The sequence below is a fragment of the Candidatus Phytoplasma asiaticum genome (genome assembly GCF_015100165.3).
Taxonomy (GTDB): Bacteria; Bacillota_I; Bacilli_A; order Acholeplasmatales; family Acholeplasmataceae; genus Phytoplasma; species Phytoplasma citri.
The window spans coordinates 56,291-79,824 of sequence record NZ_CP097206.1; the positions used below are offsets into that span (position 1 = coordinate 56,291).

The 23,534-nt window shown below is 26.1% G+C and carries 17 protein-coding genes, 3 tRNA genes and 2 pseudogenes; 20 read left to right on the forward strand and 2 right to left on the reverse strand.

What is annotated here, in order from left to right; all coding sequences use genetic code 11:
• The first annotated feature begins 167 nt into the window (after positions 1 to 167).
• From H7686_RS00215 to H7686_RS00305, 19 genes and pseudogenes are all read left to right on the forward strand, one after another.
• Entirely contained in the window at positions 168 to 1,901 is a 1,734-nt protein-coding gene (locus H7686_RS00215; RefSeq protein ID WP_193621792.1) for an ABC transporter ATP-binding protein, read from the forward strand.
• On the forward strand, positions 1,898 to 3,742 hold the full coding sequence (locus H7686_RS00220) for an ABC transporter ATP-binding protein (protein WP_193621793.1): 1,845 nt from the start codon (positions 1,898 to 1,900) through the stop codon (positions 3,740 to 3,742). Before H7686_RS00215 ends, H7686_RS00220 begins: the two co-directional genes overlap by 4 nt.
• Positions 3,743 to 4,106: 364 nt before the next feature.
• Positions 4,107 to 4,301: a hypothetical protein gene (locus H7686_RS00225; protein WP_193621794.1), complete on the forward strand. Its 195-nt coding sequence runs from the start codon at positions 4,107 to 4,109 to the stop codon at positions 4,299 to 4,301.
• Positions 4,302 to 5,892: 1,591 nt separating this feature from the next.
• Complete coding sequence (locus tag H7686_RS00230) at positions 5,893 to 6,837, forward strand: hypothetical protein (RefSeq protein WP_444517546.1); 945 nt, start codon at positions 5,893 to 5,895, stop codon at positions 6,835 to 6,837.
• Positions 6,838 to 6,980: 143 nt separating this feature from the next.
• Complete coding sequence (locus H7686_RS00235) at positions 6,981 to 7,187, forward strand: hypothetical protein (RefSeq protein ID WP_193621797.1); 207 nt, start codon at positions 6,981 to 6,983, stop codon at positions 7,185 to 7,187.
• A gap of 426 nt (positions 7,188 to 7,613) precedes the next feature.
• Complete coding sequence (gene rny / locus H7686_RS00240) at positions 7,614 to 9,200, forward strand: ribonuclease Y (protein WP_193621798.1); 1,587 nt, start codon at positions 7,614 to 7,616, stop codon at positions 9,198 to 9,200.
• Between the two features lie 24 nt (positions 9,201 to 9,224).
• Positions 9,225 to 9,992, forward strand: a complete 768-nt coding sequence (locus H7686_RS00245; RefSeq protein ID WP_193621799.1) for a TIGR00282 family metallophosphoesterase — start codon at positions 9,225 to 9,227, stop codon at positions 9,990 to 9,992.
• Positions 9,985 to 10,884 carry a tRNA (adenosine(37)-N6)-dimethylallyltransferase MiaA gene (miaA, locus tag H7686_RS00250; RefSeq protein ID WP_193621800.1) on the forward strand — a complete coding sequence of 300 codons (900 nt, stop codon included), beginning with the start codon at positions 9,985 to 9,987 and terminating at the stop codon, positions 10,882 to 10,884. Before H7686_RS00245 ends, miaA begins: the two co-directional genes overlap by 8 nt.
• Positions 10,877 to 11,455 (forward strand): elongation factor P, encoded by a 579-nt coding sequence (gene efp / locus H7686_RS00255; protein ID WP_193621801.1) that lies wholly within the window; start codon positions 10,877 to 10,879, stop codon positions 11,453 to 11,455. Before miaA ends, efp begins: the two co-directional genes overlap by 8 nt.
• Before the next feature lie 81 nt (positions 11,456 to 11,536).
• Positions 11,537 to 12,220: a (d)CMP kinase gene (gene cmk / locus H7686_RS00260; protein WP_193621802.1), complete on the forward strand. Its 684-nt coding sequence runs from the start codon at positions 11,537 to 11,539 to the stop codon at positions 12,218 to 12,220.
• Complete coding sequence (gene der, locus H7686_RS00265) at positions 12,213 to 13,532, forward strand: ribosome biogenesis GTPase Der (protein ID WP_193621803.1); 1,320 nt, start codon at positions 12,213 to 12,215, stop codon at positions 13,530 to 13,532. Before cmk ends, der begins: the two co-directional genes overlap by 8 nt.
• The gene (locus tag H7686_RS00270) at positions 13,529 to 14,524 is read left to right on the forward strand and encodes an NAD(P)H-dependent glycerol-3-phosphate dehydrogenase (RefSeq protein ID WP_193621804.1); all 996 of its coding nucleotides are present in this window, start codon (positions 13,529 to 13,531) and stop codon (positions 14,522 to 14,524) included. Before der ends, H7686_RS00270 begins: the two co-directional genes overlap by 4 nt.
• A gap of 223 nt (positions 14,525 to 14,747) precedes the next feature.
• Complete coding sequence (locus tag H7686_RS00275) at positions 14,748 to 15,035, forward strand: HU family DNA-binding protein (RefSeq protein ID WP_193621805.1); 288 nt, start codon at positions 14,748 to 14,750, stop codon at positions 15,033 to 15,035.
• 810 nt (positions 15,036 to 15,845) lie between these two features.
• Positions 15,846 to 17,570: pseudogene (locus H7686_RS00280) on the forward strand (reverse transcriptase domain-containing protein).
• 451 nt (positions 17,571 to 18,021) lie between these two features.
• Positions 18,022 to 18,156 (forward strand): 50S ribosomal protein L33, encoded by a 135-nt coding sequence (gene rpmG, locus H7686_RS00285; RefSeq protein WP_193621806.1) that lies wholly within the window; start codon positions 18,022 to 18,024, stop codon positions 18,154 to 18,156.
• A gap of 617 nt (positions 18,157 to 18,773) precedes the next feature.
• A pseudogene (locus tag H7686_RS00290) lies at positions 18,774 to 19,888 on the forward strand (group II intron reverse transcriptase/maturase).
• A gap of 394 nt (positions 19,889 to 20,282) precedes the next feature.
• A tRNA-Cys gene (locus H7686_RS00295) sits at positions 20,283 to 20,356 on the forward strand.
• Between the two features lie 83 nt (positions 20,357 to 20,439).
• On the forward strand, positions 20,440 to 20,763 hold the full coding sequence (locus tag H7686_RS00300) for a cyclic-di-AMP receptor (protein ID WP_078122979.1): 324 nt from the start codon (positions 20,440 to 20,442) through the stop codon (positions 20,761 to 20,763).
• Between the two features lie 95 nt (positions 20,764 to 20,858).
• Positions 20,859 to 21,071, forward strand: a complete 213-nt coding sequence (locus H7686_RS00305) for a 30S ribosomal protein S15 (RefSeq protein WP_193622104.1) — start codon at positions 20,859 to 20,861, stop codon at positions 21,069 to 21,071.
• A gap of 279 nt (positions 21,072 to 21,350) precedes the next feature.
• Here the strand turns inward: H7686_RS00305 and H7686_RS00310 are convergent.
• Positions 21,351 to 21,425 (reverse strand) — tRNA-Gly (locus H7686_RS00310).
• A gap of 103 nt (positions 21,426 to 21,528) precedes the next feature.
• Positions 21,529 to 21,602: transfer RNA gene (locus H7686_RS00315), tRNA-Thr, on the reverse strand.
• A 217-nt stretch (positions 21,603 to 21,819) separates the two neighbouring features.
• On the opposite strand from H7686_RS00315, the gene H7686_RS00320 reads away from it, so the two are divergent.
• The gene (locus H7686_RS00320; RefSeq protein ID WP_193622105.1) at positions 21,820 to 22,245 is read left to right on the forward strand and encodes a hypothetical protein; all 426 of its coding nucleotides are present in this window, start codon (positions 21,820 to 21,822) and stop codon (positions 22,243 to 22,245) included.
• Positions 22,246 to 23,534: the final 1,289 nt, after the last annotated feature.

Genomic DNA, 23,534 nt, shown 5'->3' on the forward strand with positions numbered 1-23,534 from the left:
TCAAGAAAACTTATTTGTTTTTTTGTAATATGAATTAATTTTTTTTTATATCAAAAATATTAAAAAAATGTTAGAATTTTTATTGATATTTAAAAAAACGAATAAAGATTAGTAAAAATTTAATTTTTTTGATTTTTATTTAATTAAGAAGGTACAAAATCAGTTTTATGAAATTAATTTTTAAATATATTATGCGTTATAAAATTATATTATTTTTAAATATTTTGGCAGTTTTATTTATAGCAAGTGGTGAAATTGGTATTCCTTTGATTATAGGTCGTTATGTTATTGATAATCCTGTTGCTTCGCAAAATTTTTTATTTTTTACTTTTACTTTATTATTATTGGTTTTGTGTGCTATCTTAGGTAATTTAATTATTAATTTTTGTTCTGCTAAAACATCATCTTTAATCTTTAAAGATTTAAATGCAGATATTTTTAAGAAAATTCAGACTTTTTCAATTATAGAAATGAAAAATCTTGGTGTTCCTTTTTTGATGAATTGTAGTATTACTTATGTTGGTCAAATTGTTAATTTTATGGCTAGCCTTTATAGAGCTTTAATTGTGGCTCCTATTATGTTGATAATTAGTTTAATTTTAATTTATCGAATTTACATGGTTTTTTCTTATATTGTTTTGGCTATTATACCTTTATTAGTTATTGTTTTTGTTTGTATTATTTTTAAAAATTATTTATTATCTACAAAAAAACAAAAAGTTTTAGAAAAAATAAACTCTAAAGTTCGGGAAAATTTAACTGGTATTAAAGTTATTAAAAGTTTAAATACAGAAAATTATGAAGGTTATCAATTTGATAAAATAAATTCTCAATATGCTCTTTTAAATATTCATTTGTTTAATTCAATTTTTTCAATGGAACCTTTATTTTATTTATTATTGAATATTTCTATTATTTTTACTACTGGTTTTGGAGCTTATATTTTAAAAATAGGGGCATCAACTGATTTTCATTTAGGCGGTTTATATAATTGTATTAATTTACAATACCATATACTTTATTCCATTTTAAATTTTTTATTATTATTTACTATGTTTCCTAAAGCTTTAGTTTCTTTGCGCAAAATAGAATATTTATTAAATATAAAACCATCGATTAAAAATAATTTACAATATAATTTAACTTTATCTAAACCTATTGTAAGTTTAGAGTTTAAAAATGTTTATTTTCAATATTCTAATGATGATAAAATGATTTTATCAGATATTAATTTTAAAGTTAAAACTTCAGAATTAATTGCTGTAGTTGGTTCTACAGGTTCTGGAAAAAGTACTTTAATTAATTTAATTCCTAGATTAATTGATCCGACAAAAGGTTGTTTGTTAATTAATGGAGTAGATATTAAATTATATAATTTAATTTCTTTAAGAGATAAAATTGGTGTAGTTTCTCAAAAAAATATTTTATTTAAAGGTACAATTTTAAGTAATTTATCTTTTGGAAAATCTAATGCAAATTCTGAAGAAATTTTTGAATTCGCTAAAATATCTCAATCTTATGATTTTATTAATAAAACTAAAGGTAAATTACAAGAACCAGTTAGCGAATTGGGTTCTAATTTTTCCGGAGGACAAAAACAAAGATTAGCTATTACTAAGGTTTTATTAAAAAAACCTGATATTTATATTTTTGATGATTCTTTTTCTGCTTTAGATTATCAAACTGATTTAACTATTCGTAAAAATTTAAGTTATTTACGTAAAAATTCTATTATTATTATAGTAGCGCAGAGATTAAGTTCTATTTTAAATGCTGATAAAATTATTGTTTTAGATGATGGAAAAATTATAGATATTGGTAAACATGAAGAATTAATGAATAGATGTCAAATTTATAAAAATATTGCTTTTTCGCAAAAAATAAAAGAGGTTCTAAATTGAAAAAAATATTTTATTTTTTACAACCTTTTCGGAAAGAAATTTTGGTTAGCATTTTTTTGATTTTTTTAGTTGCTGCTATAGATGCTTTTATTGTTATTTTTGAAGGAAATATTATTATTAATTTTATTCAAAATAATTTTAATAATAATTCTAAACTTATTTATTTTGATAATATTATTCTTAATTTTATACGGCAAAAGTTACTAAGTAATTTTCCAATTATATCTGAATATATGAGTTATATTATTCTTTTATTATTTATTAATTTATTTTTATATTTTTTATGTATTATTGCCAGATTTATTTATAATAAATTGATAATTGTTATTATTCATAAATCTATTCAAAATATTAGACAAAGTGTTTATCAAAAAATGTTAAGGTTACCTATATCATATTTTGAAAATAATACTATAGGCAATATTATGAGTATTGTTATAAATGATTTAGAAACAGTTTCGAATGGTTTACAACAATCTTGTGTAGCTTTTGTACTTTCTTGTTTTAGTATTATAATGATTATTTTTATTATGTTTTGGGCCAATTTAAGATTCGCTTTATTAATTTGCTTAATGATACCAAGTTCTTTATCTGTTATTTGGTTAATTAATAAAAAAGCACGCTCAGTTTTTATTCAAAGATTTGAAAAAACAGGTGAATATTTAGGATTTTTACAAGAAAAATATACCGGACATAAAGAGATTATTTTATATAATCAACAATCGAATAATATTAGTGATTTTCAAAATTTAAATCAACAATTAGCTTCTACTATTTTTAAATCTAATTGGATTTCTGGATTAGTGATGCCTATTATTAATAGTTTTACCTATATTGTGATGACTTTTATTGTTATAATAGGTTATTTTTTGTTGAATTATCACAATACGAAAATACCGTATTTATTATTTAAATTAGGTTTTGGTACTATTCAATTGGGACTTTTTCAATCTTTTATAAAATACATTTGGCGTTTAGGAAATCCGTTAAGAGATTTGAGTCAGATGTTTGTTATTTTGCAATCTACTTCTTCAGCTGCAAATCGTGTTTTGAATTTTTTAGCAGAAAACGAAGAATTAGATGCGAAAAATAATTTAATTATTCCTGATTCAGTTCAAGGTTATATTAAATTTTCAAATGTAAATTTTCAATATCAAATGGATCAACCTATTCTTTGTGATATTAGTTTTGAGATTGAAAAACATAAAATGGTCGCTATTGTTGGTCCTACAGGTTCAGGAAAAACTAGTTTAGTTAATTTGTTAGTTCGTTTTTATGATGTTACTTCGGGTACAATTTCAATTGATGGAATAGATATTTCTACTATTCCGAAAAGTGATTTACGTAAAATGATTGGTATAGTAGTTCAAGATTCTTGGTTATTTCATGGTACTATTATGGATAACATTCGTTATGGTAATTTTGATGCTACAGAAGAACAAGTTATTCAAGCAGCTAAACAAGTTAATGTTCATGATTTTATTATGACTAAGCAAGATGGTTATAATACTATGATTAATGAAGAATTAGATAATATTTCTCAAGGAGAAAAACAATTAATTACTATTGCTAGAACTTTTTTAAATAATCCCTCTATAGTTATTTTAGATGAAGCTACCGCTTCTGTTGATACTCAAATAGAAATTATTTTTCAAGAATCTATGCAAAAATTATTAAAAAATAAAACTTCTTTTGTAATCGCTCATCGTTTATCTACTATTGTAAATGCAGATATTATTTTGGTTTTGCAAAACGGTTTGTTAGTGGAAAAAGGTAGTCATATGGAATTATTGGATAAAAAAGGTTTTTATTATAATTTGTATAATAGTCAATTTAAATAAATATTAATTAAGTTAGATAATAATATAAATATAAAATATTTGGAAAAAAACAAAGAATTTAATAGTTTTTGCGAGTTTATTTTTCAAGTTTATTTTTGAGTTTATTTGAGGTATAATAAAAGTGGGTAATTTGTTTTTTGATAACTATAGATAAAATACCCAAAAATTTAAATTAAAAAATTATACTTTATCAAACTTAAGAATTTGAAAAATGAAAAAAATTTTAAAACTTGAAAATTTACGAAATAAAATTGAAATAAAATTTTAAATAATATAAAAATTTAATTTTATTAAAATAGTTTATTTAAGTGTATTAATTGTTGTAAAAAATTAATTGAATATTGAATAAGGGAGTGAACTATATTTGAGCCGACCATTAAATTTTAATAAAAAGTTTATAGGTTTATCTTTGTTGATATTTTCTGTTTTAGTAATCCCTTTGATAATGTTTTGTATTGGTATTTTTGAAAATTCAGATGAAATTGATTTATTAGAAAATGAATCTATTTTAACACAATCACAACAGGATAAGGTGCGCAAGTTCGGGCGTTTAATTTAGGAGATTATATGGTCCTCCTAGCATAGGGATAGCGTGCTAAGCCGTTGAATTTACCTGAGAATGAAAATTTATAAGGGAACATAGCATATTCAAAAAGCATAATTATTTTGAAGATTGATATTTTTTTAAAATAATATGCGAGGCGAAGTTAAAATAAGCATGAAATTTTTTAAATTAAAGCTATAATATAAAATAAATTAAAAAAATATGTTATTCGTGAATAAATATTGTTGATAACATATCAAAACGCATTAATTGTATTTTCTTTATCTTGCAATTAAGTTCTATCCGAAAAATATTTTTTATTTTTGAAACTTATTTTTTAACGTTTTTCATATATTTTCATAAATATAATGGGATGATTTATTTTAAATAAAGCCATGCGATCTTTAACACTTACCAATAATTAAATAGCTACCTTGGATAAGCTTCTTATAAAAAATTTAATTAAGATTTTTACAAATATCTTTTTTGAATAAGGTATTTATTAATTTAGATTTGAGCATTTATGCCTAATCATTTATCCGCCTTAGATATTTTATAAATGCTTACAGAGTTTTATAGTACTCGTAGGGGTCATGTCCTACCAAGGAGCAGGTAATACCTGTACACAAGGGGAAGAAAAACAGATTAAATTATGCATATTATTTTTTGTATAATTTAACTCGGAAAGCCGTATGCATAGGAATATGCCCGTGCGGTTTGGGTGAGGGTTTAATATAACTTTTTATAAAATTAATTATGTTATTTCTATTCAGGGCGCCAAAAGATGCCTAAATATCGAGCGATTTAACCAATTGCCAGTGCGAATAAACACTGAAAGGATAAGAACGGTTTTTTAAACGAAAGAATAAAAAATTACAGCAGTTCTTAAAAGCGGGTTGCGACGAAGTAGTTAGTCAAGAGGATACTGCCACCAAATGGTTTTAAGGGAAAGCCTGAGAAGGCCTAAGGAATGAAGTAGATGTGATAAATTTACCTGTCTCGTAAACTACTGAGATCGAGCAGTCCAGAGTCTATCAATATATGTGAATAGTATTGGGTAGTTTATTCATTAAAAAAACCTGGAATCTCACCGTTAATCTAAAATGGTCACTTCACCTAAGGAACCAAGGTTGATATTTAGAGTAACTTGGAGAATCCTAAAGGCAGAGTTATTATAATTGATCAATAATAATTAATAATGAAATAAAAGTCATTAGGCCCAAGGATAAAGCGACTTTTTAGTAGTCGGAGGAGTAAAACTTAATTTGGAATCATTAAGTCAATCGTCCTCTCGGGAAGAAGGTTAATGGCCTTTATAGGGCGAAAGAAGTCAGTAATTTATTGTTTATTCAAGGATTAAAAAAGAGTTAGCGTAGATGCTAATAACTATTTTAATTTAAGAAATTAAGTTTTTGTGAGCATTAATATTATGTAAAATTGTTTATTAAATAATCAAAACATCATTAAAGATAGTTTTATAAGGGAACTATTTTTGGATAATTAATTAAAAATAAACGATATTCCATAACTTAAGAAACAAAAAACGTTCAGAATAAACAAACTAACCATTGGCGACATTAAGTTAGTCCTTAAATGAGGGTAAATTATGGCAAGCCGGATGCTTGGAAACTTGCCCGTCCGGTTTAGATGGGGGCTGTTTTGTAATAAATATCAGAAAGTAAATTCTGATAAGCAAACGCAAATAATCTATCCATATCATGAACAATCTGAACATAGTGTTAATAATAATGATGGTGATATTTCTGATTCAAATGAAAAAACAATTTGGGATAATGCGCAAAATGCATTAAATATTGTGAGTAATAATGCAAACAATGCATTAAATCTTGTGAATAATAATGCAGATAAAATAAAAGAATTGGCAGACAATGCAAAAGAACTTGTTAGCGTTTTTAAAGGTTCAGTTTCACCAACTAATGACGATCAATTAGTGAAGGAAGAGAACCGTCCGAACAGTCCAGTGTCACCAACTAATGACGATCAATTAGTGAAGGAAGAGAACCGTCCGAACAGTCCAGTGTCACCAACTAATGACGATCAATTAGCGAAGGAAGAGAACCGTCCGAACAGTCCAGTGTCACCAACTAATGACGATCAATTAGCGAAGGACAAGAACCGTCCGAACAGTCCAGTGTCACCAACTAATGACGATCAATTAGCGAAGGACAAGAACCGTCCGAACAGTCCAGTGTCACCAACTAATGGCGATCAATTAGCGAAGGACAAGAACCGTCCGAACAGTCCAGTGTCACCAACTAATGGCGATCAATTAGCGAAGGACAAGAACCGTCCGAACAGTCCAGTGTCACCAACTAATGGCGATCAATTAGCGAAGGACAAGAACCGTCCGAACAGTCCAGTGTCACCAACTAATGATCCGTTAGTTGCTACAGGAAATTCTAATAAGATAAAACCAGATAATATCACATCTCAATCACAAAAACCAATCACATCGGATGTACAAAAAGATAAATTTCAATTTATTAAACCAGGAAATTCAAAAAATAAAAAAAAGTTTTTAAGAAATTAAAAAAATATGGCGATAACTTTTTAGAATCCGTAAAACATACTTCTTATGAACAAATATCTTCTATTATTTCAAATGAAAATTCACTTCAATCAATAGATTATGATTATGAAGAGAATGAAAAACTTTCTTTACTTTCCGATAGTTTGATAGACAAAAATTTAGATCAAATAAATAATGTCTTCGAAAAAAAATCTTCAAATAATAATGTAAAAATCATTAAAGAGATTTCGTCTTCCAAAAAAACATTACCTCGTAATAGTTTTGGTTTGAAATATGTGACATCTTTATTTGTTGCTTCATTTGGTGTAGTTCGTGTATTTGTTTCTAAAATGATTTTTGCTTTTAGATAGTTGTTGACAATTTTGAATAAAATTTCTTAATTTATTAAAGTACATAAAATTTAAAAGTTGCTTTATTTTAAATTAAAATATATAAATATTTTAACTATTATCCATTAAAAACTCATTTAAGAAAATCAAATAATTTAATATTTATATAGAATATATATAGTTTTATTTTTGTTTGGTAATATTTTAATATATTATTTTAATAACTTAAATGTAGTTTTTTATAAATTTTCATTATAATAAGCAAATTAATTAAAAATTAATTTGTTTATTTTTTTTGTTTTTTAAAAAAAATTAAATTATTTATTTTAAATTATGAAATAAATTTTAATTATAAATTATTTTGTTGTTGACATTATATTTTAATCAATTAATTTTTAAATAATATTGAAAATAAATAATCAAAATGGAAGGCATAAATTTATTATCATGTTAGGAACATCAACAAAATGGTTCCTTGCTTTGTTTATTTACTTGCCCTTAATTATTGTTATTTTAGGATTATTGTATTATTTAATTTTTTATTATCAACAAAAAATTAAAAAAATTATACAAACAACCAAACAAAAAGCTCAAGAAAAAATTTCTAGTGCTCAAATAATAGCTCAAGAAATGATATCAAAAGCTAAACAAGAAATCCATATTTTAAAAAAAGAAGTTGAAGAAGATTTGAATTTGAGGAGACGAATAATTGTTAATTTAGAAGAACAAATTATTCATAAAGAAGAATTATTAAATTCTCGAACTAGATATTTAAATGATAAAGAAGAATTATTATACATGAAAGAACAAAAAATTAATATTTCTCAAGAGCAAATTGAACAAATGCAAAATAAAGTTCAAAATCTTATTATAAAGAGACAAAACGAATTAGAACATATTGCTTCTTTAACTAAAGAACAAGCTAAACAAATTATTATGGAAGAAATTCGTAAAAATTCTCAACAAGAAATTATGAATTATATTAAATCTCAAGAAGAAGAATATAAATTTCAAGTTAAAAAGAAAGCTCATGTTTTGCTAGTATCAACTATGCAACAATTATCTCGTAAAATTTCTTCCGAAAATAATGTGGATATAGTTTATTTGGATAATAATGAATTAAAGGGGAGAATTATTGGCAAAGAAGGAAGAAATATTAGAACTTTTCAAATTATAACAGGAGTAGATTTAATTATAGATGATATACCCAATACTGTTATATTAAGTTCTTTTGATTCGAAAAGACGGGAAATAGCGCGTCGTACTTTAGAAAATTTAATTTTAGATGGTCGTATTACACCTGTTAGTATAGAACAAACTTTTACCAAGGTTCAAGATGAATTTGATAATTTTATTCAAGATATAGGAGAAGAAGCTATTTTAGAGGCTAAAATAGGTTTTTTGGATGAAGAATTAATAAAATTATTAGGTTCTTTGCATTTTCGTACCAGTCATGGACAAAATGTTTTAAAACATTCTTTAGAAGTATCTTTTTTAGCAGGCAAATTAGCTGCAGAAATAGGGGAAAATGAATTATTAGCTCGTCGTGCAGGACTATTACATGATATTGGAAAATCTTTAGATTATCAATTAGAAGGAAGTCACGTTAAAATAGGTTTAGATATTGTTATGAAACATAAAGAACCTTTAGAAGTAATAGATGCTGTAGCATCTCATCATGAAGATCAAGAACCTAGTAGTATTATTGCTGTTTTAGTTGCTATTGCTGATGCTATTAGCGCTTCTAGACCGGGAGCTCGTCGTGATTCTTTAGATAATTATATTAAAAGAATTACTCAATTAGAAGAAATTGCTAATAAAATTCCTGGTGTAGAAAAATCTTATGCTATTAAATCTGGCCGAGAAATTAGAGTTATTGTAGATCCTAAACAAATTGATGATTTAGCTATTTTTACAGTAATTCAAACAATTAAAGATCAAATTATGAAAAATATTAGATATAATGGTAGTATTAAAATAACTGTTATTAGAGAAGTTCGTTTAACCGAAATTTCAAATTTAAGTATTAGTTAAGTTTAATACAAAGGTAGTATCATTATGAATATTCTTTTTATTGGAGATATTTGCGGTTCGATAGGAATTAATTATTTAATTGAAAAAATTAATTTTTTAAAACAACATTATAAAATCAATATTGTTATTGCGAATGCTGAAAATGCGGCAGAAGGACAAGGTTTAGATTTCCAAAGTTTTTATAATTTAAAAATTTCAGGTGTTAATATGATTACTCTAGGTAATCATACTTGGAAAAATCATGATTTAAAGTCATTTATAGAAAATACTAATATTATAAGACCGTTGAATGATGATAGTTTACATCTCGGATGTGGTCATAAAATTATTGAGTATAAAGATAAAAAACTTTTAATTATGAATGCTTTGGGTCGAGTTTTTATGAATAATAAATTTTTATCTTGCCCTTTTAAAAAAATAGAACATGTTTTAAAAGTTTATAAAAATCAATATCATTATGCTTTTTTAGATTTTCATGCTCAGGCAACTAGCGAAAAACTAGCTTTAGCAAATTATTTTGATGGTAGAATTAATGCTATCGTAGGAACTCATACTCATGTTCAGACTAATGATGAAAGAATTTTGCCTAAAAAAACTCTTTATATTTCTGATGCAGGTATGACAGGACCTTTAGATGGTATAATAGGTCAAGATAAAAATATTATTATTAATAATTTTTTAAATAATCACAAATTAAAACATAAAATTGCTCAAGGCAAAAGACAGTTAAATGGAGTTGTTTTAACTTTAGGAAAAAAACAAAAAATTATGAAAATTAAGTATCATGAATAACAAAATACAAAAAAAAATTATAGTTATTACAGGCCCTACTGCTTCAGGTAAAACTTCTCTTTCTTTGAAATTAGCTGATTTTTTTTGTGGAGAAATAATTAATGCTGATTCAGTTCAAATTTATAAAGAATTTAATATTGGTTCAGCTAAAATTTCTCTTAAAGAAACTCATATACCTCATCATTTGTTGGATGATATTAATCCTGGTGATAAATATAATATTTTTAATTTCCAACAAGATGCGAGAAATAAAATTTTGAATATTCAAACTCCTTTTATAGTAGGAGGAAGTGGCCTTTATATTAAAGCTGCTTTGTTTGATTATGAATTGGCTATTTCTGAAGATTATGAAAATAAATCTTATCAAAATTGTACTTTAGAAAATATGTTAAAATTAATTTTTCAAAAAGATCCGAAATTAGTTATAGATATAAAAAATTCTCGTCGAATTATTAGTGCTTATCGTCAGGTTATGTGTAATAGTTTAAGATCTCAAAAAAGTGGATCAAATAAACCTTTATTTGATATTTTAACTATTTATTTGAATTTAGAGCCTCAATTTTTGAAACAACGTATTATATTAAGGTTAGAAAAAATGTTGAAACAAGGATTTGTGGGAGAAGTTAAATATTTAATAAATAAATATCCTAATGCTAATTTTAATATTATTGGTTATCGAGAAATTAAAGATTTTTTAGAAAAAAAGATTTCTTTTCAACAAGCTTATGATTTGATTATTACTAAAACTCTTAAATATGCTAAAAGACAAAAAACTTGGTTTATGAATCAAATGCCATCTTTAGTACAATTAGAAGCTTTAGATCCTAAATTAGAAGTTAAAGCTATCGATATAATTAAAAATTTTTTGAAAAAAGGTAAACAAAATGATTAACACAAATGATTTTAAAACAGGAATGACTATTAAATTAAAAAATAATATTTATCAAATAATTGATTTTTTGCATGTTAAACCTGGCAAGGGTTCTGCTTTTGTTAGAAGTAAATTAAAAAATTTAAAAACAGGTAGTATTATAGAATATACTTTTAATTCAGGTATTAAAATTGAAACAGCTTTAGTAAACAAAGTTAAATTGAAATTTTCTTATATACAAAACGGAATATATGTTTTTGTAAACGAAAATACTTATGAACAAATCGAAATTGCTGAGTTAGATATAATAAGTATTAAAAAATATTTAGCTGAAGATGTTGTTGTTGAATTTCTTTTTTGCGATCAAAATAATATTTTAGGTACTATTTTACCAGATAAAATAGTTTTAAAAGTGTATCAAACAGACCCTATTATTTCTGGCGAAAATAATCGTAAAAGTAATACTGCTTATAAAGATGCTATTTTAGAAACAGGTTTGGTTATAAAAGTTCCTGTTTTTATCGGGATTGGAGAAAAAATTATTATTAATACTTCTAATGATTGTTATGTATCTCGTTATAACGAGAAATAAAATGCAAACAAATATTAAAGTTTTTTTATTAAATTTTATTTAATAAAAAATATTATCAATAAGGAGTTTCTTTTTGTTATTATGAATTTTAAAGTAGCTATTGATGGTCCAGCTGGAGCTGGCAAAAGTACTGTTAGTCGATTATTAGCTAATAAATTAAAATGGTTTTATTTAAATACTGGATTATTATTTCGTTTAATTACTTTTTATATATTAAAAAATGAAATAAGTTATAATGATGATTTAGATATTGCTAACTTAGAACAAATATTAAAAAATATAAATATTAAGTTAACAAATGATGGTTTTTATTTAAATAATGAATATTTTTCTGTTAATTTAAATGATTATTATATTGAACAAAAAGTTTCTAATATTTCTTCTTTGTTACCTGTTAGAAACAAAATTTTAATATTACAATATCAAATAATTCGTGAACACGATTATCTTATTATGGACGGAAGAGATATTGGTACTGTTGTGATGCCACATGCTGATTTAAAAATTTTTTTAACTGCTAGCATCGAACAACGTGCTTTGCGAAAACAAAAAGAGTTAAAAATAATAGGTCAAGATCAAATAAATTTGGCGCAGATTATCAAAGAAATTCAATTAAGAGATTTAAAAGATAAAAAACGTTCTATCGCTCCTTTAAAAAAAGCAGAAGATGCTATTTTGATAGATAATACTGAGTTTTCTGTTGCGGAAACAGTTAATTTAATAGAGGATTTAATTAAAAAGAAAATGTTGGTTAAAAATGTTTAAGGTAGCTATTGTAGGTCGCCCTAATGTAGGTAAATCTAGTTTGTTTAATCGCCTTTTAAGGAAAAGATTAGCTGTAGTTGATTCTGAAGCTGGCACTACTAAAGATCGTATTTATGCTGATACTCATTGGTTAAATAAAAATTTTATTATTATTGATACAGGTGGTCTTAGTTTGGATATTTTACCTTTTCAAGAAAAAATTAAATATCAAACTCAAATAGCTATTCAAGAAGCTGATGTTATTATATTTTTAACAGATATTCGAGAAGGAGTTACACAAGAAGATTTTTTTATAGCCAAACTTTTATATTCTAAAATTTCTAAAGTAGTGGTTGCAGTAAATAAAATGGATAATATTAATTTGTTACCGGATATTTATAATTTTTATAGTTTAGGTTTTGATGAAATCGTAGGTATTAGTGTTCTTCATGGTATTGGTATAGGAAAACTTTTAGATATTATTATTTCTAAGCAGCCATTAGAACTTGTTTATAATAACATTAAAAATGAAGATGTAGTTAATTTTTGTGTGATTGGAAAACCTAATGTTGGTAAATCTACTTTTACAAATTCTTTATTATCTCAAGAAAGAATGATTGTTTCTAATATTCCTGGTACTACTACAGATGCAGTGAATAATTTATTCGAATATAACCAAAGTTTTTATCGTATTATTGATACAGCAGGTTTAAAAAAAAGAGGAAAAATTCAAATTGGTAAAGAAAAATACAGTTTTTTAAGAACTTCTTTGGCTATATTAGAAAGTGATATTGTTTGTTTTATGATGGATGTTAGTCATAAAATTAGTGATCAAGATAAAAATATTGCTTCTATGATTTTTAAAGCTAATAAACCTTGCATTATTATTGCTAATAAGTGTGATTTGATTACTAAAAATGATCAAATTCAAGATACATTTGAAAATAAAATTAGAAATGAATTAAAATTTTTGGATTATATGCCTTTGATTAATATTTCTGCTTTGAAAAAATATAATTTAGATAAATTTATGAAAACGTTAGATATAGTTTTTTTAAACTATAAACGTACTTTTAAAGATCATGTTTTAAATGATATTTTATACAAAGCTATTCAATTAAATCCTCCTCATATATTTCAACAAGGAAAAGCTCGTTTTTATTATTTAAAACAAATTTTTAATAAACCACCTACTTTTGTTTGTTTAGTTAATAATCCGCAATTTATTCATTTTTCTTATGAAAGATTTTTGAAAAATCAATTAAGATTAAATTTAGAATTACAAGGTTTACCTATTAAAATAATTTTTAAAAAGAAAAGTGATAATATATGAATACAAAAATTACTATTATAGGAGGAGGAGCTTGGGGAACTACTTTAGCTCAAGTTTTAGCAAATAACGGTCATTTAGTTTTAGTATGTGATAATAATCTTGAATATGTAAATCGTATTAAACAACATAAACATTCTGTTTTTGATAAAAATTTAAATACAAAAATACAAGCTACTTCTTGTTTATCCGAAGCTTTATTATATTCGGATTTAATAATTTTATGTATACCTGCTCAAAAAATAAGATTATTATTGCGAGAAATTAATTTGATTTTAAAAAAACAATCAAAATATTTTATTAACGCTTCTAAAGGTATAGAAGTTTCTAGTTATAAGACTGTTCAAGAAATTATTAATGAAGAATTAAATGTATTTCAGATTAAAAATTATGGTTGTATTATGGGGCCATCTCATGCTGAAGAAGTCATCGATTGTTATTTAACTTTTTTAGTTGCTGCTTCTTTGGATGCTAAATTTGCTGATTTTATATCTTATATTTTTGCTAATTCAACTTATTTAAAAGTTGTTTGTTCAAATGATGTTTATGGTTGCGAAATATGTAGTGCTTTTAAAAATGTTTTATCTTTGATTAGTGGTATTTTAGATATGAATAATTTTAAAAATAATGCTAAATCTGCTTTTTTTAGTATAGCTATGTTAGAATTATATGAATTAATGAAATATTTACGATTTTCTTTGGAGACAATTTTAGGAGTAGCAGGATTAGGCGATTTAATAGTAACAAGTTTTAATGAAAATTCCCGAAACTATCAAGCTGGTATTCGAATAGGTTTAGGAACAGATATTAAAAAAATTTATTTAAATAGTTATCAAACTATTGAAGGTATTAATAATTTGAAAGCTTTTTATAATTTGATGTTAGATAAAAATATAAAATTGCCTATTATAAAAAGCGCTTATCAGGTAGTTATAGAAAAAAAACCTATAAATTATCTTTTGGAAACAATTATGAATAAATTTATGCACAAATAACGATTTTATGTTAATAAAATTTATTTTTATGCTAAAATCAAACTAGATTCAAGTTTTTGGACATAATTTTTAATTTTTCGATGTATATTTATATTATTTTTTCGAAATAGTTAATTTATTTTATCTAAATTTGAATCTTAGTAAGAAGTTGAAAATATTTTTTTAACTTTTAATTATTTTAATTGAAAATGATTTTAAAATTTAATAAAGGAGTCAAAAAATAATGAATAAGGCCGAATTGATTTCTAAAGTAGCTAAAGATACAAATATTAAAAAAAAGGATGTTGTGAAAGTTTTTAAATCTTTATATGATACAATGGGCGAAACTTTAAATAAAAAAGAAAAATTTACAATTCCATATTTAGGTTTTTTCAAAATGTCATATCGTAAATCAAGAAAATTTAAAATACCTACTACATCTGAAATTCGTGTTACACCTCCACAAACAGTTCCAACATTTAAAATGAGTACTAAAGTTAAAAGAGATTTTAAAAAAATATTATCTGAATAAAAAGGATCGATAAAAAATCATAATATATGATTTTTAACCGATGACCATCTCTTTAGAGAAGGTCTTTTTTATAATAGATTATCGAAATCTGGTTTTCGGAAATACAAATAATTTATTTGGTTATATTTTTTAGAAAGAGGTGGATTTTTTTTGAATTTTGCAGAACAAAATATTAATCCCTATCGTCATTTTATTGGAGCTAAAGTTAGTGTTGCAGGTGAGGGCGCCAAAGAGGCCTAAATTTCGTGCTATTTAACCAATAGCCAGGGCAGATAAACCCTGAAAGGATATGGTCGATTTGATAAACGAAAGAATATTGAATTAAAGCAGACCATAAAAGCGGGTTGTGACAAAAGCAAATTAGTCAAGAGGACCCCGCTACCAAACAATTCTAAGGAAAAGCCTGTGATGGTCTAAGAAGGATAATTGATGTAATCAACAAACCTGTTCGGAAGTTGCTTAGACGGACAGTCCAGAGTCTACTAGTATATTTCACCTGTACTGAGTAGTTTATCAATTAAAAGAAACCTGGAATCAGCCTCCTAAAGAGGATACTTCTCCTACGGAATCAAGGTAGAAATTTAGTGTAACTTGGAGAATCCTAAAACGAAGTAATTAAATTTACTAATCTAGAAATAAAAGTCCGGATGGTCAAGGATAAAGAATCTTTTTAGTAGTCGTAAGGGTAAACCTAAATTTGGAATAATTTAGTTAATCGGCTTACCGAGAAAAGAGTTAACTACTCTTATAGGGCGAAAGAAGAAAGTAATTTACTATTTATTCAGTGGCATCAAGAAAGGGATTGATATTATGTCAACAACAGTTTCACCAGAAACTAAACTTTCGCGAACACGGGATAAAATTCAATATTGTTCTACAAATGGCTACTCTCTTAAAAGAGAACTCCAACAAGGAATGAATAACTTTTACAACACGTTAACCGCATTCAATAAAATAGCTGCTAACAAAGGAGCGGTTACTCCTGGAATTGACAATGAAACCATTAATGGTATTAATTTAAATAAACTAAAGAGATACCATCAGGAATATGTCAACAATGGTTATAACCCGAAACCAGTTAAAAGAATTCTTATTCCTAGTGATAATAAAAATATTAGACCCCCTAGGTTTACCGACCATCAAAGATCGGCTAATACAAAAATGCCTCAAAAAAACTCTTAACTCCCTATTTTGAAAATATTTTTTCAGAATGAAAATTTGGATTTAGAACCAAAAAAACCTGCCATGATGCGATCAAACGCGCCAAACAAAGATTTAAAGGAATTGACTACATCGTCAAAATCGACTTAAAAGGCTACTTTGATACAATCAATCATGAGATTCTCATGAGAACCTTAAATCGGTTCATCAGAAAGAATAAAGTTCTCTCAACCATTAAAAAAATAGTTGAAAGCTGGTTTCATGAAGGATGGTATCAAATATGAATCCTTATCTGGTTCTCCCCAGGGAGGAATCATTTCTCCATTATTAGCCAATGTATACTTACATTACATTGACTTAAAAACGGAGGAACTAATCAAAGATAAGGGGAGCCAATTAAGAAAGATAACCCAGAATATTGGAAAGCGTGGTCTAAAAACCAATACCATAAACTGGGGATTGATAGTTATCTCAATTTAAATCTAAAACCAAGAGTCGAATATATCCGTTATGCTGATGATTTTATCATTGGCGTCAAAAGAGAATACAACAAAACCGAGAAGATCAAGAACCAAGTAGTCCAATGGCTTGAGCAAGATTTAAAACTTACCATAAATAAGAATAAATCGAAAATTGTAAAAGCTAGTAAAGGAAAAAAGTTCTTATCATATATTATAAAGGTAAAACCAACCAATAAAATTCGCACAGGGAAGACCACACGGAATTCCTTAAACGGTAATAGTTCAAATCCAAATTCCCAAAACAAAAGTCGAAGAATATGGATATGAATACAATTGGTTAAAAGGGGGAAAGGTAAAGCACGACGAAACATTAGCGGGTAAGGATGAATTAGAAATAATCCGGACCTATAAAACAATTGTTAAAGGAATTATCCAATACTTTTGCTTAGCTAACAATCTCGGTGCTTTAACCCATCTAAATTATCTATCAGAATATAGCTGTTTGAAAACGCTGGCAAGGAAACGTGATGCGTCAATTGCCAAATTTCGGAAGAAATGTAAGATAGGTTTGACTTGGGGAATCTCCTATATTAATAAAGGAATAACTCAACGCGAACTATGGAACGTTTATTCTTGGGATAAAATTAAAAAAATGCGAAATTATAAGGGAAATCCCGACATTACCATTAATAGATTTATATTCCAAGGTCGTACACACCTAACTGACCGCTTGAAATCGGAACGTTGTGAGAACTGCGATAAAACAACCTAACTTCAAATTCATCACATTGGTATAGTTCGCAACTCGAATCGCCAAAGGATCATGAATAAAAGAACAAAAGTACTGTGTAGAGATTGTCATCGAAAGGTAACAAATCAACAAATACACGATATTAGAAAACAAGAACGATAAGAATTAAATAGCTAATCAACCGTGAGGGGAAATTAGTTCTCGCAAGAGAGTAAATTATGGAAAGCGGTGTGCTTGGAAACTTGCTCGCACCGTTTGGACGGGGGCTAATTGTAAATAAAACAGCAAATACAAATCGCTGCATAAAACGTAATTAATCTATCCGTATACAAGAGATAGGTGTAGTAACTAGAATTGATATTCAAAATAAAATTGTATGTGTTTTATTTAAAAAAATGAGAGAAGTTAAATATCGTTATCCAGAAGTTCTTGAAAAAAATCTCATTAAAATTATTGAATATTAATATAAATTATGTTTATTTCATAAATATTTAAAATTTTATTATTTAAAAGAATAGTTTTTATAACTATTTTTTTAATTTATAAAGATTTTATTAAATTTTGGCAATTATTAAATTATTTATAATAAGCGAGCGAGGTTATAAGAAGAAAAATGAGCGAATTAGTTAAATTATTTTGTCAAAAATGTGGTAGAGAAAATTATCATACTTATAAAAATAAAAAACAAAATCCTAAAAATTTGGAATTGAAAAAATATTGTCCTTTCGAGGGCGCCAAAGAGGCCTAAATTTCGTGCTATCTAACCAATAGCCAGAGCTGATAAACTCTGAATGGAGATGGTCGGTTTGACATGCGAAAGAATGTTAGATTAGAGCAGACCATAAAAGCGGATTGAGACGAAAGCAAATTAGTCAAGAGGATCCTGTCACCAAATAATTCGATGGATAAGCCTGAAATGGTCTAAGAAGGTAATTGAGGTAATGACAAAACCTGTTTCGGAAGTTGCTTAAACGGACAGTCCAGAGTCTACTAATATATTTCGAAAGTATTGAGTAGTTTATCAATTAAAAGAAAACCTGGGATCAACCTCCTTAAAAGAGGGTACTTCGCCTAAAGAATTAAGGTAGAAATTTAGTGTAACTTGGAGAATCCTAAAACTAAGTAATTAAGTTTACTAATCCGGAAATAAAAGCCCGGATGGTCAAGGATAAAGCATCTTTTTAGTAGTCGTAAGGGTAAACCTAAATTTGGAATAATTTAGTTAATCGTCTTACCCAGAAGAGAGTTAATGACTCTTATAGGGCGAAGAAAGAAAGTAATTGATTATTTATTCAATGGTATCAAGAAAGGAGTTGATATATAATGTCAACGATGGTTTCACCAGAAACCAAACTTTCATGAACATTGAATAAAATTCAATATTGTTCAGCAAATGGCTATTCTTTAAAAAGAGAACTACAATAAGGAATGGATAACTTTTATAATACGTTAACCGCATTCAATATAATTGCCGCTAACAAAGGAGCGGGCACACCAGGTGTTGACAATATAACCATTGATGGGATTAACCTAGAAAGACTAGAAAGATACCATCAGGAATACGTCAATAATGGTTACAACCCGAAACCGGTTAAAATAATCCTCATTCCTAAAGATAATAAAAAACCAGACCCTTGGGTTTACTGACCATTAAAGATCGGATGATATAAAAATGTTTCGAACAACTCTTAACTCCTTATTTTGAGGAAATCTTATTGGAATGGAGTTTTGGATTTAGAACCAAAAATCTGGTCACGACGCCGTTAAGAGTGTCAAACAAAAATTTAAAGGGATTAATTACTTTCTATCCTATATGATAAAGGTAAATCCAACCAACAAACACTAAAAAGGTTTATAAGAATTCCTTAAGTGGCAAAGTTCAAATCCAAATTTCTAAAGCGAAAGTCGAAGAATATGGGTATGAATACAATTGGTTAAAAAAGGGAAAAACGAAACACGACGAAACATTAGCGAAGAGAGAGACGAATTAGAAATAATTTGGACCTATAAGACAATTGTCAAAGGACTTATCCAATACTTTTGTTTAGCTAACAATCTAAAGGTTTTAATTTCATCTAAATTATCTAGCTGAGTATAGCTGTTTGAAAACATTGGCAAAGAAACGGAAAACTTCAATTGCCAGAGTTCGGAAAAAATGCAAGATAGGTTCGACTTGGGGTGTTTCTTATCTTAATAAAGAAAAAACCCATTACGAACCATGGGATGTTTATTCTTGGGACAGAATTAAAAAAATGTGTAACTATAAGGGAAATCCGGATATTAGCATTAATAGATTTATATTCCAAAGTCGTACGAATTTAACTGACCGTCTAAAAGCAGAACGTTGTGATAACTGCGACAAAACAACCCCACTGCAAATTCATCACATTGGGATGATTCGTAACGCGCATCGCCACAGGGTCGGGAATAAAAGAACTGAAGTATTGTGTCAAGATTGTCATCAGAAGATAACCAATTAACAAATACACGATATTAGAAAACAAGAACAATAAGAATTAAATAGCTAATCAACCGTGAGGGGAAATTAGTTCTCGAAAGAGAATCAATTATGGAAAGCCGGATGCTTGGAAACTTGCTTGTCCGGTTTGGACGGGGGCTGATTGTAAATAAAACAGCAAAGATAAATCGCTGCATAAAACGCAATTAATCTATCCGTATAAGAAAATGTTTACTTCATAAAGAAAAAAAATAATAAATTTATAATTTAATAATTTAAAAAAAACATAATTTATATTATTTTTTTATTTTTAATTTTATATATAATAAATATAACGAAGTTTTAATTTTATTATTTAAAGGATATTCGTGATATTCATAAATAATATTTTTAAATCTTTTGTTATTATTTTATTTGGCCCTGTAGCCAAGCGGTAAGGCATAGCTCTGCAAAAGCTTGAACATCGGTTCGAATCCGTTCAGGGCCTCCATTTTTGAAAATTTAAAATTTTTTTATAAAATAATATTTTTTATATATTTAAATATTATATAATATTAGCATATGAATAAAAAAATGAAATTAATTTTAGCTATTGTTTCATCAGAGGATGCTGATGAAGTGCAACATAATTTGAGTAAAAATAACTTTTTTAGTACAAGATTATCAACTCAAGGAGGATTTTTGAGTAAAAAAAATGTTACTTTAATTATAGGTTTGCCAGCAGATAAAGTGGAACAAGCTATAGAAATTATTAAATTCCATTCTAGACAGAAAACACAAATCATACCGAATGATATTTTAAATGAATTTTCTGCTTATTATTCTTTACCTTCAGAAGTTTCCGTTGGTGGAGCTACTGTTTTTATTTTAGATGTGGAAAAATTTTTAAAATTATAATTATCTATAAAAAAAGATGATTTATTAATTTATTAATTATTAATTTTATATTTATATTTTGTTTTTGGGTTTTTGGAAGGATATCACTTAATAAAATGGCTTTAGATAAAGAACAAAAAAGAAAAATTTTAGAACAATATGATGCTAATTTTATTAATACTGGTTCTAATAAAGTACAGTTTAATTTGTTAAAGGCTGATATTGAAATATTATCATGTCATGTTAAAAAACATCCTGGAGATTTCCAGGCTAAACGTAGTTTAATGATGAAACTTAATCGTTTAAAAATTATAAAAGAAATGTTTTAAGTTAAGTATTTATCTTAACAAAAAACATTTCTTTTTTATTTTATAATTAATTATTTTAATAATTTTATTTTTATTTAAAAGTTTTTAAAATTATTCAAAAATTGTTTTATATTATCAAATATTATTTGATTAAATTTTAAAATTATAAAAAATTACAAATATTTAAATTTAATCAAATAATATTTATTTAATTTTTATTTATTTTTATTAAATAATTTAGCAATTTTTCAACTATTTATATTATATTTTAATTATAAATTTTTTGAAAAAAAATATTTATGGAGCGAGTGAAGGGAATCGAACCCTCATTATATGCTTGGCAAGCATATGTAATAACCATTATACGACACCCGCGATTCTATTTCATTAAAAATTATTAATAATTTTTGAAATATTTATTTAGTTTATCATTACTATTAAATTTTACCAAAAAAGTTATCGGTTTTTACAAAATAATTGGTGCCCTTAATAAGAATTGAACTTATATTACATCATTACCATTGATGTGTTTTACCATTAAACTATAAGGGCTATATTTTTTATTATATTAATAGGATAATTATATCATAAACATCAATTAATGAAATGAATATAGTTAAAAAATTTAATATCAAATTTTATTTTTTATTGTTAAATATAATATTTAATTTTACTATTAATTTGTGTATAATGAAAGTGACTATTTCGACTAATTAAAATAAAATTAGAGAATGAAATTAGAATGCAATTGCAGAGGAGTTTTTTTAAAATGTCAGCAGATCAAATTAGTCCACGTAGTATAGGTTATTTAAAGTTTTTTTCTGAAAAAAGAATAACAGATAATCACGAAGAAAAAGGTAATTATGGATTTATTTATAGAAATCCTAATTTATCAGAAGAACAAAAATTAATATTACAAAATAAAGTTCAAGAATTAAAAAACATGGTATCAGATTCTGAAATTTCCAATGAGGAAATGAATGAAAAATATTCAGAAATTAAAGAATTAATTGGTTTAGATACTAAAACATTAGAAGAAGTTTTTTTTCATGTTTCGCAAATAGCAGATAGATCTGTTATAGAAATGACGCCTGAAGATAGAAGAAACTTTTTTTATCAAGGTGCTCTTTTTGAATTTGATGTAGAATCTACTCAACAAGGTTTAAAAGCTGTTAGAATTAATAAAATTTTTTAATTTATTTTTATATATCATCAAAAAAAGACTTGAAAAAGTCTTTTTTTATTGTTAGGTATAAAAATTAATTTATTTTTGTAAAATCATAAACATAATATAAGGAAGTGAGTTTTTAATAAATAAATGCAAAAATTTACTAATGAATCGGTTAGGGCGCCAAAGATGCCTAAATATCAAGTGAACTAACCACTCACCAGGGCGATAAACTCTGAAAGGGTAAGAACGGTTACTGAAAGGAAACAATCAGGAATTATAGCAGTTCTTAAAAGCGGGTTGCGATGAAGTAGTTAGTCAAGATGACCTCGCTACCGAATAGTTCTAAGGATAAACCTGAAATGGTCTAAGAAGCTAAGAAGATGTAGTTTCCTAACCTGTCTCGCAAACTACTGTACTCGGGCAGTCCAGAAGCTATCGATATAAGTAACTGATATTGGATAGTTTATCAACTAAAAACATGGAATCTCACCGTTGATCTAACGGTCACTTCTCCTAAGGAATTAAGGTTGATATTTAGAGTAACTTGGAGAATCCTAAAGGCAGAGTTATTAAATTAACCAACAATGAAATAAAAGTCATTAGGCCCAAGGATAAAGCGACTTTTTAGTAGTCGGAGGAGTAAAACTTAATTTGGAATCATTAAGTCAATCGTCCTCTCAGGAAGAAGGTTAATGACCTTTATAGGGCGAAAGAAGTCAGTAATTTATTGTTTATTCAATGGAATCAGTGAAAATGTCAAAAATTTTGCTGATCAATAAACTAAGCTTTTACGAATATTTAATATCATTTGAAATTGTTTCTTAAATAATCAGAGTAATTAAACTAGAACTTAAAAAATATGATTAATATTTATCTAGATTTCAATCACATTGTGGTGATTTGAATCAAAAAATATTACTGATATTAAACTCTGGAAAATGGAACAATACCTCCGAGAATATTTAAAAAAAGCCATTAATAATTTCAATTAGTTCAATAAATTCTTGTCTTATAAGAAAAGTTAAAAATCGATCTCTCGTTATTCTCACTATAAAATTTATTAATCAAGAAAGTTATGAAATAATTATTAACTTTTTATTTTCGAAAATATTTTTTTGGGATGGATTTTTTTGGATTTCTAACCAAAAATTTTTTTCATGATGCTATTAAAATATGTGAAACGGAGATTAAAAGGAATTGATTATATTATCAAAATTAATATTAATAGTTTTTTTTAAATCATTAACTATGACATTTACTTACAAAAAATAAAAAAAATATATTCAAAATATATTCAAAAAGTAAATTTTTAT

Excerpts from the sequence above, each read along its gene's own strand:
- H7686_RS00215 (WP_193621792.1), top strand. The coding sequence starts at position 168 with ATGAAATTAATTTTTAAATATATTATGCGTTATAAAATTATATTATTT.
- H7686_RS00230 (WP_444517546.1), top strand. The coding sequence starts at position 5,893 with ATGGCAAGCCGGATGCTTGGAAACTTGCCCGTCCGGTTTAGATGGGGG.
- rny (WP_193621798.1), top strand. The coding sequence starts at position 7,614 with ATGTTAGGAACATCAACAAAATGGTTCCTTGCTTTGTTTATTTACTTG.
- H7686_RS00245 (WP_193621799.1), top strand. The coding sequence starts at position 9,225 with ATGAATATTCTTTTTATTGGAGATATTTGCGGTTCGATAGGAATTAAT.
- miaA (WP_193621800.1), top strand. The coding sequence starts at position 9,985 with ATGAATAACAAAATACAAAAAAAAATTATAGTTATTACAGGCCCTACT.
- efp (WP_193621801.1), top strand. The coding sequence starts at position 10,877 with ATGATTAACACAAATGATTTTAAAACAGGAATGACTATTAAATTAAAA.
- cmk (WP_193621802.1), top strand. The coding sequence starts at position 11,537 with ATGAATTTTAAAGTAGCTATTGATGGTCCAGCTGGAGCTGGCAAAAGT.
- der (WP_193621803.1), top strand. The coding sequence starts at position 12,213 with ATGTTTAAGGTAGCTATTGTAGGTCGCCCTAATGTAGGTAAATCTAGT.
- H7686_RS00270 (WP_193621804.1), top strand. The coding sequence starts at position 13,529 with ATGAATACAAAAATTACTATTATAGGAGGAGGAGCTTGGGGAACTACT.
- H7686_RS00275 (WP_193621805.1), top strand. The coding sequence starts at position 14,748 with ATGAATAAGGCCGAATTGATTTCTAAAGTAGCTAAAGATACAAATATT.
- rpmG (WP_193621806.1), top strand. The coding sequence starts at position 18,022 with ATGAGCGAATTAGTTAAATTATTTTGTCAAAAATGTGGTAGAGAAAAT.
- H7686_RS00300 (WP_078122979.1), top strand. The coding sequence starts at position 20,440 with ATGAAATTAATTTTAGCTATTGTTTCATCAGAGGATGCTGATGAAGTG.
- H7686_RS00305 (WP_193622104.1), top strand. The coding sequence starts at position 20,859 with ATGGCTTTAGATAAAGAACAAAAAAGAAAAATTTTAGAACAATATGAT.
- H7686_RS00320 (WP_193622105.1), top strand. The coding sequence starts at position 21,820 with ATGTCAGCAGATCAAATTAGTCCACGTAGTATAGGTTATTTAAAGTTT.